The sequence below is a fragment of the Streptococcus mitis genome (assembly GCF_003942695.1).
GTDB lineage: Bacteria > Bacillota > Bacilli > Lactobacillales > Streptococcaceae > Streptococcus > Streptococcus mitis_BD.
Genome location: NZ_RJNU01000002.1, coordinates 223020 through 239242 on the forward strand (window position 1 = coordinate 223020; position 16223 = coordinate 239242).

The 16223-nt window shown below is 41.1% G+C and carries 14 protein-coding genes; 12 read left to right on the top strand and 2 right to left on the bottom strand.

Features of this window, described 5'->3' with window-relative positions:
• Positions 1-69 precede the first annotated feature (69 nt).
• A complete protein-coding gene (locus D8852_RS02355; RefSeq protein WP_125425084.1) occupies positions 70-2418 on the bottom strand; it encodes an N-6 DNA methylase in 2349 nt (782 codons plus the stop codon).
• Positions 2419-3010: 592 nt separating this feature from the next.
• Positions 3011-3868, bottom strand: coding sequence for a 5'-nucleotidase, lipoprotein e(P4) family (locus D8852_RS02360; RefSeq protein ID WP_000703387.1), 858 nt, complete (start codon positions 3866-3868; stop codon positions 3011-3013).
• 367 nt (positions 3869-4235) lie between these two features.
• Between D8852_RS02360 and D8852_RS02365 the strand changes: the two genes are divergently transcribed.
• The 12 genes from D8852_RS02365 to D8852_RS02420 all read left to right on the top strand — a co-directional run bounded on the left by D8852_RS02365 (position 4236) and on the right by D8852_RS02420 (position 16181).
• Positions 4236-5240: a uroporphyrinogen decarboxylase family protein gene (locus tag D8852_RS02365; RefSeq protein WP_125425085.1), complete on the top strand. Its 1005-nt coding sequence runs from the start codon at positions 4236-4238 to the stop codon at positions 5238-5240.
• An 11-nt stretch (positions 5241-5251) separates the two neighbouring features.
• Positions 5252-5455 carry a hypothetical protein gene (locus D8852_RS02370; protein ID WP_000837741.1) on the top strand — a complete coding sequence of 68 codons (204 nt, stop codon included), beginning with the start codon at positions 5252-5254 and terminating at the stop codon, positions 5453-5455.
• Between the two features lie 2 nt (positions 5456-5457).
• Entirely contained in the window at positions 5458-6456 is a 999-nt protein-coding gene (locus D8852_RS02375) for a uroporphyrinogen decarboxylase family protein (protein ID WP_125425086.1), read from the top strand.
• An 11-nt stretch (positions 6457-6467) separates the two neighbouring features.
• Positions 6468-7346, top strand: coding sequence for a transporter substrate-binding domain-containing protein (locus D8852_RS02380; protein WP_125425087.1), 879 nt, complete (start codon positions 6468-6470; stop codon positions 7344-7346).
• A gap of 32 nt (positions 7347-7378) precedes the next feature.
• Complete coding sequence (locus D8852_RS02385; protein WP_125425088.1) at positions 7379-8071, top strand: amino acid ABC transporter permease; 693 nt, start codon at positions 7379-7381, stop codon at positions 8069-8071.
• Between the two features lie 3 nt (positions 8072-8074).
• Positions 8075-8797 carry an amino acid ABC transporter permease gene (locus tag D8852_RS02390; protein WP_125425089.1) on the top strand — a complete coding sequence of 241 codons (723 nt, stop codon included), beginning with the start codon at positions 8075-8077 and terminating at the stop codon, positions 8795-8797.
• A 9-nt stretch (positions 8798-8806) separates the two neighbouring features.
• Positions 8807-9571, top strand: a complete 765-nt coding sequence (locus tag D8852_RS02395) for an amino acid ABC transporter ATP-binding protein (protein ID WP_125425090.1) — start codon at positions 8807-8809, stop codon at positions 9569-9571.
• 419 nt (positions 9572-9990) lie between these two features.
• Entirely contained in the window at positions 9991-10749 is a 759-nt protein-coding gene (locus D8852_RS02400; RefSeq protein ID WP_038804618.1) for an isoprenyl transferase, read from the top strand.
• Positions 10750-10757: 8 nt separating this feature from the next.
• A complete protein-coding gene (locus D8852_RS02405) occupies positions 10758-11561 on the top strand; it encodes a phosphatidate cytidylyltransferase (protein WP_125425091.1) in 804 nt (267 codons plus the stop codon).
• Positions 11562-11576: 15 nt separating this feature from the next.
• Positions 11577-12833: an RIP metalloprotease RseP gene (gene rseP, locus D8852_RS02410; protein ID WP_125425092.1), complete on the top strand. Its 1257-nt coding sequence runs from the start codon at positions 11577-11579 to the stop codon at positions 12831-12833.
• A 16-nt stretch (positions 12834-12849) separates the two neighbouring features.
• Positions 12850-14703 carry a proline--tRNA ligase gene (locus tag D8852_RS02415; RefSeq protein ID WP_125425093.1) on the top strand — a complete coding sequence of 618 codons (1854 nt, stop codon included), beginning with the start codon at positions 12850-12852 and terminating at the stop codon, positions 14701-14703.
• 98 nt (positions 14704-14801) lie between these two features.
• Positions 14802-16181 carry a glycoside hydrolase family 1 protein gene (locus D8852_RS02420; RefSeq protein ID WP_125425094.1) on the top strand — a complete coding sequence of 460 codons (1380 nt, stop codon included), beginning with the start codon at positions 14802-14804 and terminating at the stop codon, positions 16179-16181.
• Positions 16182-16223 lie beyond the last annotated feature (42 nt).

Below are 16223 nucleotides of genomic sequence, written 5' to 3' on the forward strand. Positions count from 1 at the left end.
GATGTGATTCTGATGAAAAATTTATAATCAAAAAAAGAACTCTCTATCTAGAGATTCTTTTTTTAAAATTTAAATCATATTTCCATACGGAAGAGATTTTATATATTCCTCCATAAAAATCCAATCAGGATTGTTATTGGCATCAACAGGCAACTTTATTTTAGTTTGTAATAATCTATCTCCAGTCCAACTTCGTCCAAAAGAATATCTAAATCTTTCTTTATCTAAAATTGTAACTAAAAATACACCAATATATTGATTGAGTTTGTCAAAAGTTCCAGTACTTATTTTTCCTTTCATACCTATAAAATCATATGGCTGATATGTTGCATAACCTGCACTACCTTGACCTAAATTTATAAAGACAACGGAATTACCTTTCGATAAATACCTACTATCATATTCCACAGTTGCTTTTACACCATTGTTCTCTTTTTTAGCTGCAATATATACTAAATCTGAACCTTCTTCTAACTGATCAGTAGTTTCCCCCTTAGCTGGTTGAACATCACCAAAAATTTCTTTAATAGTAAATGGTAACCAATTTGACGAGTTTAATTCTAATGTTTTTTTATTAGAGCTTTCAACGCTAAGGTTTGGCGAACCATATTTCACCTCAAAAGCAAACAATTCTTTTATATTTCGTTCAAAATCGCTATGAGATAGCTCTGAATAATCGGTTTCCATATAAGCTTCAGCTAACCATTCGTCCTCGAAACTAACTTCTTTTAGTACAGAAAGCCCCGTTTTCTCCACTCTGTTCACATATAAGTATTTCCACTCCTTATAAATGTCTTCCCATAGGCTCTTTCCGTCAACAAATCGTTCAACACGACCTAAGTTTTTTCGTTTTACAAAACCATCATTTTTGAAATATCCAAAAAAAGTTTTCTTGTTTAGCGCTTTAGAATGTCTCACACCTAAATTAAATATCATACAACAAGCAGTTGCATTAGCTCCAGGGTGAAACATATCAACAGGTAAAGAAAAGACTGCATCTAATGTATGTTCAGACAACATTTTTTCTTTAAAAATGTTTATTTCCTTTTGTTTTTCCCCACCGATAGCGCACGAAGTAGGTAATAACACAAGTAGTTTCCCTGTTCCAACTATTTTTGCCACCTCATATACAAAGTGAAAACCTTTTGATGGGTCTGCATTTGTTTTAGAAGGCCAAGATTCTACATATTCCTTTTTACTTTGCTTCCTCTGAGCATTATAAGGAGGGTTCATTAAAACAACATCTATACTTGTATTTTCTTTAGATTGTGTTATATCGAATTGATTTAAATAATCAAAACAGCTACCTTGCAAAATATTAGAGTTCCCATCACTATGCAATAACATATTAGTTGTTGCTAAACCAAAAGCTATATCATCAAATTCTAAGCCATAAATATTATTCTTTTTAACATAATCTCTATCTTGTTCTGTATCACAATCGTCCATTGCATCAGTCATTGCTCGCACTAAAAAAGCACCACTTCCACAACAAGGGTCTAGAACTTTTGTATGTCGATTTATTCCTGCTATATCACACATAAATTTTACAATATGATCTGGGGTAAAAGCTTGATTTTTGTCAGATTTCCCAACATATTTGTTGAATGTTGTAAAAAATAAATTTAAAATATCTTGTCCCATCGTAGTTTTGTCGTTGATGTAAGGCAAAATATCTTTTTCTATGCGATGTAACAACTTCTGAAAAGATTTATTTTCAAGAGTTCTAATATCTTGAGAAGATAAAACATTAGTTTTTATGAGACCAATTTTCACTGCTTTATTGATATCTTTTTCAAGTAAATTTTCCAGAATCTCTTCAATGCCTGCAATAATAGTTTTAGTAGATAAGTTTTCAAATTGTAGACCATTTTTTAATGTCAAAAGGCAAGTGCCAACAAACTGACTTCTTAATTTTTCTTGAATTCCTAGATTATGCAAAATTTCATTAAGGTTATATGTACTTTTCATAACCTTTAACTTATCATTATTATGCCCTAAAAAAGTATCTTTATACTCTTCAAAAGACTTTAGCTTTCGCTCGTCAAAACATAGAGTTTCATCTGTAATTTCTAAAGACCTATCACCAAACCATACTTTAATTTCATCGTTAGAAGTATTAGCTAAGATGGCTACTATAAAGTTATTGGTAAGTTGCTTTTCATAGTCAACATATGCCTGTAACTGCTCATAGTCCTTTTGATTGAACTTTATTTTAGTCTCTATAAGAATAGATAAATCTTTGTTTTCAAATCGGATATCTAAATCCTTATATTTCCGCTTATAATTTTCTTTTTGATACTCAGCAATATCTTTTCCTATTTCTTTCAGTGCTTTTTGGTAGCTAAATTCCTCATTTTCAATATTTGAAACAAGGTAATCTTTTCCTATTTTTTCTATAATATCAATACGTTTCATCTTGCAATTTCCCTTTCATACACAACAGAAAAGACCTTCTCACAAAAATGTGAAAAAGTCTGTTTTAGGGCTTGACAAAAAATACGCTTGATTACATAATCAGCGTGAGCTGTGAGCTGTGAGCTGTGAGCTGTGAGCTGTGAGCTGTGAGCTGTGAGCTGTGAGCTGTGAGCTGTGAGCTGTGAGCTGTGAGCTGTGAGCTGTGAGCTGTGAGCTGTGAGCTGTGAGCTGTGAGCTGTGAGCTGTGAGCTGTGAGCTGTGAGCTGTGAGCTGTGAGCTGTGAGCTGTGAGCTGTGAGCTGTGAGCTGTGAGCTGTGATTGCTTTCATACCAATCGTTCCTTTACTTTTTGATAGTTCTATTATATCAAAATTTCTAAATTTTGCATATTTGCTTTCCCTGACGGGTAATCATGTATAAACCACTTAGAAAATATGATTTATGGCTACACCTATACTAAATGAAGTACATTTTGAATTGGAGAAGTCTGTCCTTATTAAAAGACGATTTCCGCTTGGAAATCGTCTTTTTTTGATATTCTCGCAAATATGATATCTTGTAGTTGGTGTAAACTAGTAGATAGCTCCCTTATTTTATTTATCAAAACCTTGTAAGTTTTTTTGGCGCTCTTCAGTTTGACCCTTGGCATCCAATTTATTACCATTGTAAACAGTGCTTTCCCATGATCCGTACATTGGGTTAGGGAAAATGATGAATTTCTCACCAAACTCTTTTTGTAATTCCTCTAATTTTTGGTCGCGCTCAGTTTCAGAGGTCTTTGAAAACTCTGCAAAGTCCACAAGATTGTCTCCTAGTAGCATGACTAAGTTGGTTTTTTCTTGGACTGCTTGTCTACGACCTTCTTTAGATTTGACGCCTTTTTCTAAGAACATGAGATGATCGCGACTTTGTACAGGAATTCCTTCGTTTTCTAGGTTTTTGATCGTATCATCTACCTGATCTATCGTGCGGTCAGATACATAGTAAATTTGGACACCGTTTTGGTCTGCAAATTGGAGAAAGTCTTTAGCACCTGGTACAGCCTTGGCTGCTGCTTTTTTTACCCAGACATCCCAGTTTTCTGGGGTAAATGCTGTTCCGTCTTTGACATTTTGCGCTTGATAAGGACTATTGTCTAATACGGTTTCGTCCAAGTCCAAAACGATAGAGTAGGGTTTATCTGTCTGTGTTTTTAGTAGTTCTTTCAAACGATCAGTAGCGACATTGTAACCTTGTAGATAGAGTGCCTTGGTTTCAGCTGCTTTTTGATACCAAAGAGTTGACATAGTGTTCTCTCTTGAACGCAACTGATCATAGGTCATGGTAACCTGATTATCAGATGTACTACTTTGTGTTGTCTGTGAATTTGCCGAATTTGTGCCACAGCCAGTCAGTAAAATGACGGAAGTAAGTGTAGAAGCAATTGTAATGGTAACTTTGGATATTTTCATAATCCTATCCTCCTAATAATAGTCTATTAATATTGTAGCGTTTTCATGGGATTTGTGCAAGGAAATATCGGGAGAAAATAAATTTTTCAGTAGTCATTTGGTATTAGGATAAAATTATGTACTTAATTTTGGAATGAAGATGTATATAAAAAAATCCAATCGGCTTGATAGAAAATCTATATCAGCTCCTTTTTGAAAAATAGATGAAAATAAAGAGAATCTTTGAAAGGCTAGTAACATCAAGCTTTTCAGGGATTTTTTTCTTTATAGATATAAAAATTCCCAATCAAGTCAATAGTCAATATATATTGGGAAAAGGGGAAAAGGAGTGGTAAGATGGTTTCAATCCAAATGGAAGGAGAAAGGTATGGCAAGTAAAAGAGATCTAGTTTTTAGAGCGATTCGAGGCGATGAAGTGGAAAGAGTTCCTGTGGGATTTTGGTTTCATTTTGTAACACTCGAAGAAAAGGGGCAGGGGTTAAATAATCCACGTATCTTTCAAAAAAGTGTTGATGGGCATCGCAACTATGTGGAAAGGATTCGTCCTGATTTTGTCAAAATTATGAGCGACGGTTTTTTCCTTTATCCAAGTAATGTCTATAGTCCTACGATTGCAAGCATTCAGGAGTTGGCTTCTATTGAGTCGATTGGTGAGGAACACCCATGGATTCAGCAACAGGTGGAAGTGGTACAAGCGGTTCGAGAGACCTTTACAGAAGAGATTGCTTCTTTCTACAATATCTTCTCACCTATCTCCTACCTTAAGCGCTGGTTCCGTACAGAAACTTCTCGAGGAGATAGGGAAGTGGCTGATCTGTTGCTTGAAAATCCTGAGCAATTCAGAGTGATTCTAGATGTGATTGCAGGAGATATTGCTATCCTAACTCGGAAAATCATCCAGCAAGGCGGTGTTGACGGGATTTACCTCAGCACCCAGGAAATTCAAGATGAGCGCATCACACCAGCACTCTACCAAACCTATATCGAACCGAGCAATATAGCGATTTTGGAGGCAGCTAATCAGGTTGGTGGGATCAATATCCTCCATATTTGTGGTTTTGAAGGCGCGAGCAATGATGTGACGATATTTAAGGACTATCCAGCTCAAGTGGTCAACTGGGCGACCCACCAAGAGGATGTTAGTTTGACACAGGGTCAAGAGTTGTTCCGAGATAAAGCCGTTTTAGGTGGATTCGAAAATGGCAAGAAAAGCTTGCTTTATCAAGGTTCCAAGGCGGAATTGCAAGATGAAACAAGACGGTTGCTGGCTGAAGTTGGTAGTAAAGGAGTTCTTCTGGGAGCTGACTGTACTGTTCCAGATGACTTTGACTTAGAGAGATTGGACTGGATTCGGCAGGCAGCTGTTCTCTAAAAGGAGGAGCTATGAAAAGTAAAAGATGGGGCATCTTCATTGCAGTTGTCGGTTTGCTGGCCTTGGTTGCCATAAGCGTCGTAAAAAATCAGCACTGCAAAAATGGAGAGAGATGTCGTGGAGTTCAGGATTTTTCCAAGTCCAGTCTCCCCTTTCTACGCTCGAATGATATCGCAAGCAGTTTATTAGTTGAAAAAGTAAGAAATGGAGAATAAGAATGTCAGAAAAAAAAGAATGGGTTTTAAAAGCATTTAGAGGTGAAAAGGTTGATCGTGTGCCAGTTGGCTTTTGGCACCATTTCACATCCGAAGACGAATGGCTACATGGTTTCTCAAATCCAGCCATTATCGAGAAGAATATCGAGGGCCATAAGCGCTTTATCCGAGAAGTTCAGCCAGACTTTATAAAGTTAATGAGTGATGGCTACTTTGCTTATCCAAATCCAGCGATTGCTCAAGGAAAATCACTTCAAGAATTGGCGACCATTCAACCACTCGGACCAGAGCACGCTTGGATAAAAGAGCAGGTGGACTTGGTTAAGAAAATTAAGCAAGAGTTTACAGAAGATATCGTTGCGATTTACAATATTTTTGCTCCTGTGACCTATCTCAAGTGGTTGCTTGGGGAAGTGTATGGTGGCGATGACCTTATTGCGGACTTTCTGGTGGAAGATCCTGAAGCCCTTAAAAAGGTGTTGGATGTGATTGCAGAAGATATTGCGAGTCTCAGCCGAGCTGTCATCGAAGAGGCTGGTGCAGATGGAATCTACCTCAGCGTGCAAAGTATCCAAGATCAACGAGTGTCGGCAGCAGCTTATCAAGAAGTCATTGCACCTAGCGAGATAACTGTGCTGGAAGCGGCTAGTGCTGTTGGTGGCGTCACTGTTCTTCATATCTGTGGCTACGAGGGAGCGCGAAATGATATTCACCTTTTTGCAGACTATCCAGCCCAAGTCTTTAACTGGGCTGTAGGACCAGAGGGAATCACTCTCAAGGAAGGTCGTGAGATTTTCAAGGGACGTACGGTTCTTGGAGGATTTGAAAATGGCAAGACAGGCTTGCTGTATACTGGTAGCAAGGATGCCATTCAGGCTGAGGCAAAGAAACTAGTTGCAGAAGCTGGGGAACAGGGCTTGGTACTTGGGGCAGATTGTACCATTCCAAGTGATATCGCAGTTGAACGTATCCAGTGGGTGAGAGAAGCGCTTGAAAACTAAAGGAGAAAAAGATGAGTAAAAAAGCATGGATTATCGGTGGTGTAGCGGTTGTTGCAGTAATTGGGGCGACGATTATCGGGAGAAGTTTAGCTGGCGCTCCAGCCAAGGAGGGAGAAACAGCTTCGTCTGCTGAAGTTATAACCTTGAAGGTTGCTCATACACAAAACTATGTACCTTATGACTTTGTCAGTGAAAAAGGGGAATCAGATGGTTATGAAGTAGCTGTTTTGAAGGCTGTTGATGAGAAGTTAGCAAACTATCAATTTGAATATACAGGTACCAGTGATGACGACCTCTTGATTGGTCTGGAATCAGGCAAGTATGACATCGGAACCAAGGGAGCTTGGTACACAGACGAACGAGCTAAAAAGTTTGTCATTCCATCTGAACCAGTCGGAGCGAGCATCATCGGATTTACTGTCAGAAAAGAAGATGAACAGAAATACAAAACCATTGATGACTTTGCTAAGAATAAAGGGAAATTGGTTCCCATCTCTCCACAGAATGCTCAATGGAATGTTATCACCAGCTACAATGAAAAACATCAGGATACACCGATTGAGCTAACAGCAGCTGAATCCTTTAAAGTGGCAGATGCCTATGCCTGGGTCTTAGAAGGACGTTATGACGCCTTCTTTGATATCAAACTGTCCTTTGAAAAAGCAGTTACCGCAGAAGATGGCCCTTACCACCAATATGCGGATAAACTCAGCTGGTTCCCATATAAAGGTATTCCAACTTATCCCTTGATTCACCGTGATGAAAAGGGTGAGAAATTCGCTAAAGAATCCGAAAAAGCAATCAAAGAGTTGAAAGAAGATGGCACGCTTGCTAAGCTATCTCAGCAATACTTTAAAGAAGATGTCTTTAGTTACGTAGACAAAGACTAGACCAGAAATTCCAAGACTAGAAAGGGTTTTGCATGGTTTCTTATGATTTTTCCAAGGTCTTTCAGTTTTTACCGACCTTATGGCAGGCGCTTCCTATGACCTTGTCCATTCTCTTTTTTACCACTCTTCTTGGTTCCCTTTTTGGAGGTCTCTTGGCCTGGGCGCAAGTAGGAGAAGACAAGAGTTTTGCAGCAATTTCCAAAGGTTATATCTTTACCCTTCGTTGTACACCGCCGATTGTCTTGCTTTTTCTAGTCTTTTATGGCTTGCCAGAATTTCTGAAATGGTGGCTTGGTTTGGATATCAACAACTGGTCTAAAACTATTTTTGTTCTCCTGACGATGATTCTCTTGTTTGCGGCTATTGTTGCCGAGGTTTTCAAGGCGGCCTATCAAGCTATTCCAAAGGGGCAGACAGAGGCCGGGCTTAGTATTGGTTTGACTCCAAGTCAGACTTTTTGGAGAATCATTTTCCCCCAAGCTTTTCAAGTTGCTCTTCCCAATATAACGACTGCTATTCTTAATCTCATGCGGGATGCTGCTTTGGCCTATACGATTGGTTTCGTTGATGTTATGGGGGCGGGGAATCTCTTGATCAGTCGCAATTTAGGGAACTACTCTCTGGAAACCTACACGGCAGTTGCGCTTCTTTACTGGGGGATTGCCTTGGTTATTTCTAGCTTGAGTCGTTTGCTTGAGATGTCTTTGGAAACAAAAGGGAGGTAAAAAATGGACATAGACTATATTGTAAAGACCTTTCTGGGGACCTTGAAAGGTGTGCCAATCACCCTGATTATCATGATTGTGGCTATGGCCTTAAGCTTTTTACCGGCTCTATTTTTGGCCTTGGGGCAGATCTACAAGGTTCGAGGGGTGAGGAGTTTTTCTCTGGTCTATCTGGCGTTTATCCGAGCGACTCCTTCGATTTTATTGATTCTCTTCTTTTATAGTTTATTTCCAAGTTTGCTGAATCAATTTCTCAAAAGCATAGGAAGTGACTTTGATATTTTCAAACTTGATCCTCTCTACTATGCTTTTATCATTTATAGTTTGATGACAGTCGGGAGTTTATCGGAGATTTTGCGTTCAGCTATCTTGACGGTGGACAAGGGACAACTAGAGGCAGCGCATGCAATTGGGCTGACTACGACCCAGGCTTATTTAAGGATTGTTTTTCCTCAAGCCTTGCGCTCAGCCTTGCCTAACTTGGCCAATCTGGTGATCAATATTGTCAAAGGGACCTCCCTGGTCTTTGTTATGACTATCAAGGATATCACCGCTATTGCTCGTGTGGAAGCGTCCTACGGTTACCAGTATTTTGAGTCTTATTTTGTGATCTTTTTGCAGTATATTTTGATCTGTGGTTTGATTCAGTGGGGCTTCTCCCTACTGGAAAAAGGCTATGTGAAAAAAGAAAAGAGTGCAAAAGCATCTAGCGCGCGTTTTGTATAGGAGGACAGGATGTTACAAGTAGAACATATCGCAAAAACATTTGGTGAGAGGCAGGTACTGGAGGATGTCAATCTCCAGGTCAATCAAGGGGATGTCGTCGTTATTTTAGGACCATCAGGTTCGGGGAAAACAACCTTTCTCCGTTGTCTCAACCACTTAGAAAAAGCTGACAGTGGCCGTTTGACCTTGGCAGGAAAAACCTATGACTTAGCCAAATTGAGCAAGAAAGACATTCTAGAAATTCGCCAAAAAACAGCCTTTGTTTTCCAACACTACAATCTCTTTGCAAATAAAACTGCTCTGGAAAATATTCTGGAAGGCCTAATCGTGGCTCGTAAAATTCCCAAGGAAGAAGCGCTCAAACGTGCAGAATCTGCCTTGGAAAAAGTTGGTTTACTTGCCTATAAGGACTACTACCCTTCCCAGCTTTCTGGGGGACAACAACAACGAATAGGAATTGCGCGTGCCATTGCCGTCAAGCCCGAGGTGATTTTACTCGATGAACCAACATCTGCACTAGACCCTGAGTTGGTTGGAGATGTCTTGGATGTTCTGAAACAGTTGGCGGGAGAAGGTGTGACCATGGTGGTCGTCACGCATGAGATGGGATTTGCTAGGGATGTCGCTAACCACGTTATTTTCATGGATGGAGGCCGTATCGTAGAGGAGAATAATCCGCATGATTTCTTTAGTCGTCCGCAGGAAGAACGAACTAAGCAGTTCCTGGCGCGTATCTTATCAGATGCCACCTACAGTGTAGAATATATGATTTGATAGATAAGTGCATTATAAAAGTAACTTATGAGGCAAAGTTTCAATCTATAAACTATGGAAAAAGGTGTCAGCTTGAAATGATTTTCAGAAAAAGCTAGGTTTTAGACTTAGATTGGCTATTTGAGATGATTTGAGGTACTTTTTCATACACTCAAGTGGGCAATCTTATTTTAGATTTTTCATTTCTCAAAAAACTTAAGAAAAATTTAAGCTAGGAGGTGTATACTAAGCTCATAAGTTAAGAAGAACTTAACTTAAACTCCTAAAACTTTTTCATAATAATCTCCCTATAAAATAAAGTCGCCCAATCAGGCGGCTTATTTTTGTCTATCTGTAAGCAGGGGCAGTAACTTAGCAATAGAAGAATAGAGGGAAATATGGTATAATGAAACGATAGATTTTTGAATAGGAATAAGATCATGTTTGGATTTTTTAAGAAAGATAAAGCTGTAGAAGTCGAGGTTCCAACACAGGTTCCTGCTCACATTGGCATCATCATGGATGGAAATGGTCGCTGGGCTAAAAAACGGATGCAACCACGAGTTTTTGGTCATAAGGCGGGGATGGAAGCCCTCCAAAAGGTGACCAAGGCAGCTAATAAGATGGGAGTTAAGGTCATCACGGTTTATGCCTTTTCAACGGAAAACTGGACGCGTCCAGATCAAGAAGTCAAGTTTATCATGAACTTGCCAGTCGAGTTTTATGACAACTACGTCCCTGAATTGCATGCAAATAATGTTAAGATTCAGATGATTGGGGAGACAGATCGCCTACCTAAGCCGACTTTTGAAGCTTTGAAAAAAGCAGAGGAGTTGACCAAGAACAATACAGGCTTGATTCTCAATTTTGCGCTTAACTATGGTGGTCGTGCTGAAATTACGCAGGCTTTTAAGAGCTTGGCTCAGGAAGTTCTAGATGCCAAAATCAATCCTGGTGATATTACAGAAGATATGATAGGGGATTATCTTTTCACACAACGCCTGCCAAAGGATTTGCGAGATCCTGATTTGATTATCCGTACGAGTGGCGAGTTGCGTTTGAGTAATTTCTTGCCATGGCAAGCAGCCTATAGCGAGCTTTACTTTACGGATACCTTGTGGCCCGATTTTGATGAGACCTCTTTGCAGGAGGCTATTACGGCCTATAATCGTCGCAATCGCCGTTTTGGAGGAGTTTAGGAGAAGATATGACCCAAGATTTACAAAAGAGAACATTGTTTGCGGTATTGGCCTTGGCTATTTTCCTTCCAGTCTTATTTGTGGGAGGACTCTTGTTGCAGATAGGGATTGGTTTGTTAGCGATGCTGGCTGTCCATGAACTCTTGCAGATGAAGGGGCTAAAGACCATGACCATCGAGGGCACCTTGACCCTCTTTGCGACATTTGCCCTCACAATCCCTTTAGAAAATTATCTAACTTTTTTGCCAGTTGATGGGAATGTGGTTGCCTATAGTGTTCTGATTACAATAATGCTAGGGACGACTGTTTTCAGTAAAAGCTATACGATTGAAGATGCTGCCTTTCCAATTGCTGTGAGCTTTTATGTTGGTTTTGGCTTTAACGCCTTACTAGATGCTCGGGTGGCAGGTTTTGACAAGGTGCTTCTGGCCCTTTTTATCGTTTGGGCGACAGATAGCGCAGCCTACCTGACAGGGATGAATTTTGGTAAACATAAGTTGGCTCCGAGAGTTTCTCCTAATAAGAGTATTGAGGGATTTGTCGGGGGCATTCTAGGTGCGGTACTGATAACAGTGATTTTCATGTTAGTGGACAGCACAGTTGCTCTTCCTTATGGGATTTATAGAATGAGTCTCTTTGCTGCCTTCTTCAGTGTGGCCGGTCAGTTTGGTGACTTGATTGAAAGTGCCATGAAACGCCATTTCGGTGTCAAGGATTCTGGCAAATTTATCCCTGGACATGGCGGTGTGTTGGATCGCTTTGACAGCATGCTGATTGTGTTTCCAATGATGCACTTATTTGGCCTGTTTTAAAGAAAGGAATATTGAATGATTGGATTGCTAACCTTTATCCTCGTTTTTGGGATTATTGTGGTGGTGCATGAGTTTGGACATTTTTATTTTGCCAAGAAATCAGGCATTCTAGTTCGTGAATTTGCCATTGGTATGGGACCCAAGATTTTTGCTCATATCGGTAAGGATGGCACTGCTTATACCATTCGAATCCTTCCTCTAGGAGGCTATGTTCGTATGGCAGGCTGGGGTGATGATGCGACAGAAATCAAGACAGGAACTCCGGTCAGTTTGACACTTGCTGATGATGGTAAGGTCAAACGGATCAACCTCTCAGGAAAGAAACTGGATCAAACAGCTCTCCCTATGCAGGTAACCCAGTTTGACTTTGAAGACAAGCTCTTTATCAAGGGTTTGGTCTTGGAAGAAGAAAAGACCTTTGCTGTGGATCATGATGCAACAGTTGTTGAGGCAGATGGTACCGAAGTACGCATCGCTCCTTTGGATGTACAGTATCAAAATGCTTCTATCTGGGGCAAGCTCATCACCAACTTTGCAGGTCCCATGAATAACTTTATCTTAGGTGTTGTTGTTTTTTGGATCTTGATCTTTTTGCAGGGCGGTGTTAGAGATACTCAGACCAATCTCTTTCATGTCATGCCAGAGGGAGCTTTGGCTAAGGTGGGTGTGGCTGAAACCGCCCAAATTACCAAGGTCGGCTCACATGAGATTAAGAATTGGCAAGACTTGACCCAGGCTGTGGAAGCAGATACCAAGGACAAGACCGCCCCGACCTTGGATGTGACCATTTCTGAAAATGGTAGCGAAAAACAAGTTACTGTGACTCCAGAAGAGAATCAAGGACGTTACATTCTCGGGGTTCGACCGGGGGTCAAGTCAGACTTTCTATCCATGTTTGTTGGTGGATTTACGACAGCTGCTGATTCAGGGCTCCGTATCCTTTCGGCTCTGAAAAACTTGATTTTCCATCCAGATTTGAACAAACTCGGTGGTCCCGTTGCCATTTTTAAGGCAAGTAGTGATGCTGCTAAAAATGGAATTGAGAATGTCCTCTATTTCCTAGCTATGATTTCCATCAATATCGGAATTTTTAATTTGATTCCGATTCCGGCTTTGGATGGTGGAAAGATTGTGCTCAATATCCTAGAGGTTATCCGCCGGAAACCCCTTAAACAAGAAATTGAAACCTATGTCACCATGGCTGGTGTAGTTATCATGGTTGTCTTGATGCTAGCTGTGACCTGGAATGACATTATGCGACTCTTCTTTTAGATAATCGAGGAATATTATGAAACAAAGTAAAATGCTAATCCCAACGCTTCGCGAAATGCCAAGCGATGCTCAAGTTATCAGCCACGCCCTTATGTTGCGTGCTGGTTATGTCCGTCAAGTTTCTGCTGGTGTTTATTCTTACCTACCACTCGCTAACCGTGTGATTGAAAAGGCTAAGAACATCATGCGCCAAGAGTTTGATAAGATTGGTGCGGTAGAAATGCTAGCTCCGGCCCTTCTCAGTGCCGATCTTTGGCGTGAATCAGGTCGTTATGAAACCTATGGTGAAGACCTTTATAAATTGAAAAACCGTGAAAAATCGGACTTTATCCTAGGTCCGACACACGAAGAGACTTTTACAGCTATTGTTCGTGACTCTGTCAAGTCTTACAAGCAATTGCCACTCAACCTTTACCAAATCCAACCTAAATACCGTGATGAAAAACGCCCACGTAACGGCCTTCTCCGTACGCGTGAATTTATCATGAAAGACGGTTATAGTTTCCATGCTAATTACGATAGTTTGGATGTGACTTATGACGAGTACAAGGCGGCCTATGAACGTATTTTCACTCGTAGTGGTTTGGATTTCAAGGCCATCATCGGTGACGGTGGAGCCATGGGTGGTAAGGATAGCCAAGAATTTATGGCCATCACACCAGCCCGTACAGACCTCGATCGCTGGGTTGTCTTAGACAAGTCAGTTGCCTCATTTGATGAGATTCCTGCAGAAGTGCAAGAAGAAATCAAGGCAGAATTGCTCAAATGGATGGTTTCTGGTGAAGACACTATTGCCTACTCAAGTGAGTCTAGCTATGCAGCTAACTTAGAAATGGCAACAAACGAGTACAAACCAAGCAACCGTGTCGTTACTGAAGAAGAAGTAACTCGCGTGGAAACACCAGGTGTTAAATCCATTGACGAAGTCGCAGCCTTCCTAAATGTCCCAGAAGAACAAACAATCAAAACCCTCTTCTACATGGCAGATGGTGAGCTTGTTGCAGCCCTTCTAGTTGGAAATGACCAACTCAATGAAGTCAAGTTAAAGAACCACTTGGGTGCAGATTTCTTTGATGTTGCGAGCGAGGAAGAAGTAGCAAATGTTATCTCAGCTGGCTTTGGTTCACTTGGTCCAGTTGGTTTGCCAGAAAATGTGAAAATCATTGCAGACCGTAAGGTACAAGATGTTCGCAATGCTGTTGTGGGGGCTAACGAAGATGGCTACCACTTGACGGGTGTGAACCCAGGTCGTGATTTCACTGCAGAATACGTGGATATCCGCGAAGTTCGTGAGGGTGAAATTTCACCAGACGGACAAGGTGTTCTTAACTTTGCCCGTGGTATCGAGATCGGTCATATTTTCAAACTCGGAACTCGTTATTCAGCAAGTATGGGTGCAGATGTTTTGGACGAGAATGGTCGTGCTGTGCCAATCATAATGGGTTGTTACGGTATCGGTGTTAGCCGTCTTCTCTCAGCCGTTATGGAGCAACACGCTCGCCTCTTTGTTAACAAAACGCCAAAAGGTGAATACCGCTATGCTTGGGGCATCAACTTCCCTAAAGAATTGGCACCATTTGATGTGCACTTGATCACTGTCAATGTAAAAGATGAGGAAGCGCAAGCCTTGACAGAGAAACTTGAAGCAAGCTTGATGGGTGCTGGTTACGAAGTCTTGACGGATGACCGTAACGAACGTGTCGGGGTTAAATTTAGCGATAGCGACTTGATTGGTCTTCCAATCCGTATCACTGTTGGGAAGAAAGCAGCTGACGGTATCGTAGAAGTTAAGATTAAGGCGACTGGTGACACCATCGAAGTTCACGCAGACAATTTGCTTGAAACGCTTGAAATCCTCAGCAAGAAATAAAAACTATAATCAGAAGAAAAACAAGGCAAAAATGTAACTAGTTTTTACCTTGTTTTTTCTATATAATGGGGATAATGAGTAAACGAAGAGGTATAACAATGCTAAAATTTCCAAAGGATTTTGTTTGGGGTTCCTCCACTTCTGGACCACAGACAGAAGGACGAGTGCTTGGTGATGGTAAGGGAGATAATCTATGGGATTATTGGTATCAGGTGGAGCCCAATCGCTACTACAATGGAATTGGACCTGATAAAACATCGACTTTCTATGAAAACTGGAAAAAGGATATTGAGCTTCTGGTAGAGACTGGGCATACAGCCTTCCGAACTTCTATCCAGTGGTCTCGCATTTTCCCACGAGGCCGTGGAGAGGTCAATCCTCAAGGGGTGGCTTTCTACCGTCAGGTATTTGAAGCCATTAAGGCTAAGGGAATCCGTCTTCTAGTCAATCTCTATCACTTTGACCTTCCTTTTGCCCTTCAAGAAGCTGGTGATGGCTGGGAAAATAAGGCAACTGTCAAGGCTTATGAAGACTATGCTCGTTTCTGTTTTGAGACTTACGGTGACTTGGTGGACCAATGGATTACCTTTAACGAACCCATCGTTCCTGTGGAATTTGGCTATTTTTACGATGCCCACTATCCTCACAAGGTGGATGCCAAAGCAGCGGTTAAGGTTGCCTATCACACACAACTGGCTAGTAGTCTTGCAGTTAAGGCCTGTCATGAGGTCTTGCCTGATTCTAAGATTGGGATTGTCCTTAACTTGACACCAGCTTACCCACGTAGCCAGCATCCCGCGGATGTCAAGGCTGCTCGGACTGCCGACCTCTTCCAAGCCCAATCTTTCCTAGATCCGTCTGTTTTGGGAGCTTATCCAGAGGAGTTAGTAGAGATTTTAGCTGAGCATGATTTGCTGCCAGAGTACACTGTTGAAGAGTTAGAAGTCATTCGGGAGCATACAGTGGACTTTCTTGGAGTCAACTACTACCAACCTCTGCGTGTTATGGCGCCACGTTTTGCCAAGCATCCAGATAGCCCGCTCTTGCCAGAGCATTTCTATGAGCCATATGTCATGCCGTGTCGTAAGATCAATCCCCACCGCGGTTGGGAAATCTACGAGCAAGGGATTTATGATATCGCTCAAAATATCAGGGAAAATTATGGTAATATCGAGTGGATGTTGACCGAAAATGGTATGGGCGTTGAAGGTGAAGATAAATTCCGTGAGAATGGCATGATTCAAGACGACTATCGTATTGACTTTGTCAAAGGGCATCTGCGTGAACTCCATCGTGCTATTGAAGACGGTGCTAACTGTAAAGGTTACTTAATCTGGACCTTTATTGATTGTTGGTCATGGCTCAATAGCTATAAAAACCGCTATGGTCTAGTTGAGCTTGACTTGGAAACGCAGGAACGCCACCTGAAGAAATCAGGCCACTGGTTCAAAGAACTCAGCGACCATAATGGATTTTAAGAATAAAAGTGAGATGAAAATCATCTCACTTTTTAATATGTG

Bases quoted from the DNA above. Each gene is read 5' to 3' on its own strand.
- D8852_RS02355 (WP_125425084.1), bottom strand. From the start codon at position 2,418: ATGAAACGTATTGATATTATAGAAAAAATAGGAAAAGATTACCTTGTT.
- D8852_RS02360 (WP_000703387.1), bottom strand. From the start codon at position 3,868: ATGAAAATATCCAAAGTTACCATTACAATTGCTTCTACACTTACTTCC.
- D8852_RS02365 (WP_125425085.1), top strand. From the start codon at position 4,236: ATGGCAAGTAAAAGAGATCTAGTTTTTAGAGCGATTCGAGGCGATGAA.
- D8852_RS02370 (WP_000837741.1), top strand. From the start codon at position 5,252: ATGAAAAGTAAAAGATGGGGCATCTTCATTGCAGTTGTCGGTTTGCTG.
- D8852_RS02375 (WP_125425086.1), top strand. From the start codon at position 5,458: ATGTCAGAAAAAAAAGAATGGGTTTTAAAAGCATTTAGAGGTGAAAAG.
- D8852_RS02380 (WP_125425087.1), top strand. From the start codon at position 6,468: ATGAGTAAAAAAGCATGGATTATCGGTGGTGTAGCGGTTGTTGCAGTA.
- D8852_RS02385 (WP_125425088.1), top strand. From the start codon at position 7,379: ATGGTTTCTTATGATTTTTCCAAGGTCTTTCAGTTTTTACCGACCTTA.
- D8852_RS02390 (WP_125425089.1), top strand. From the start codon at position 8,075: ATGGACATAGACTATATTGTAAAGACCTTTCTGGGGACCTTGAAAGGT.
- D8852_RS02395 (WP_125425090.1), top strand. From the start codon at position 8,807: ATGTTACAAGTAGAACATATCGCAAAAACATTTGGTGAGAGGCAGGTA.
- D8852_RS02400 (WP_038804618.1), top strand. From the start codon at position 9,991: ATGTTTGGATTTTTTAAGAAAGATAAAGCTGTAGAAGTCGAGGTTCCA.
- D8852_RS02405 (WP_125425091.1), top strand. From the start codon at position 10,758: ATGACCCAAGATTTACAAAAGAGAACATTGTTTGCGGTATTGGCCTTG.
- rseP (WP_125425092.1), top strand. From the start codon at position 11,577: ATGATTGGATTGCTAACCTTTATCCTCGTTTTTGGGATTATTGTGGTG.
- D8852_RS02415 (WP_125425093.1), top strand. From the start codon at position 12,850: ATGAAACAAAGTAAAATGCTAATCCCAACGCTTCGCGAAATGCCAAGC.
- D8852_RS02420 (WP_125425094.1), top strand. From the start codon at position 14,802: ATGCTAAAATTTCCAAAGGATTTTGTTTGGGGTTCCTCCACTTCTGGA.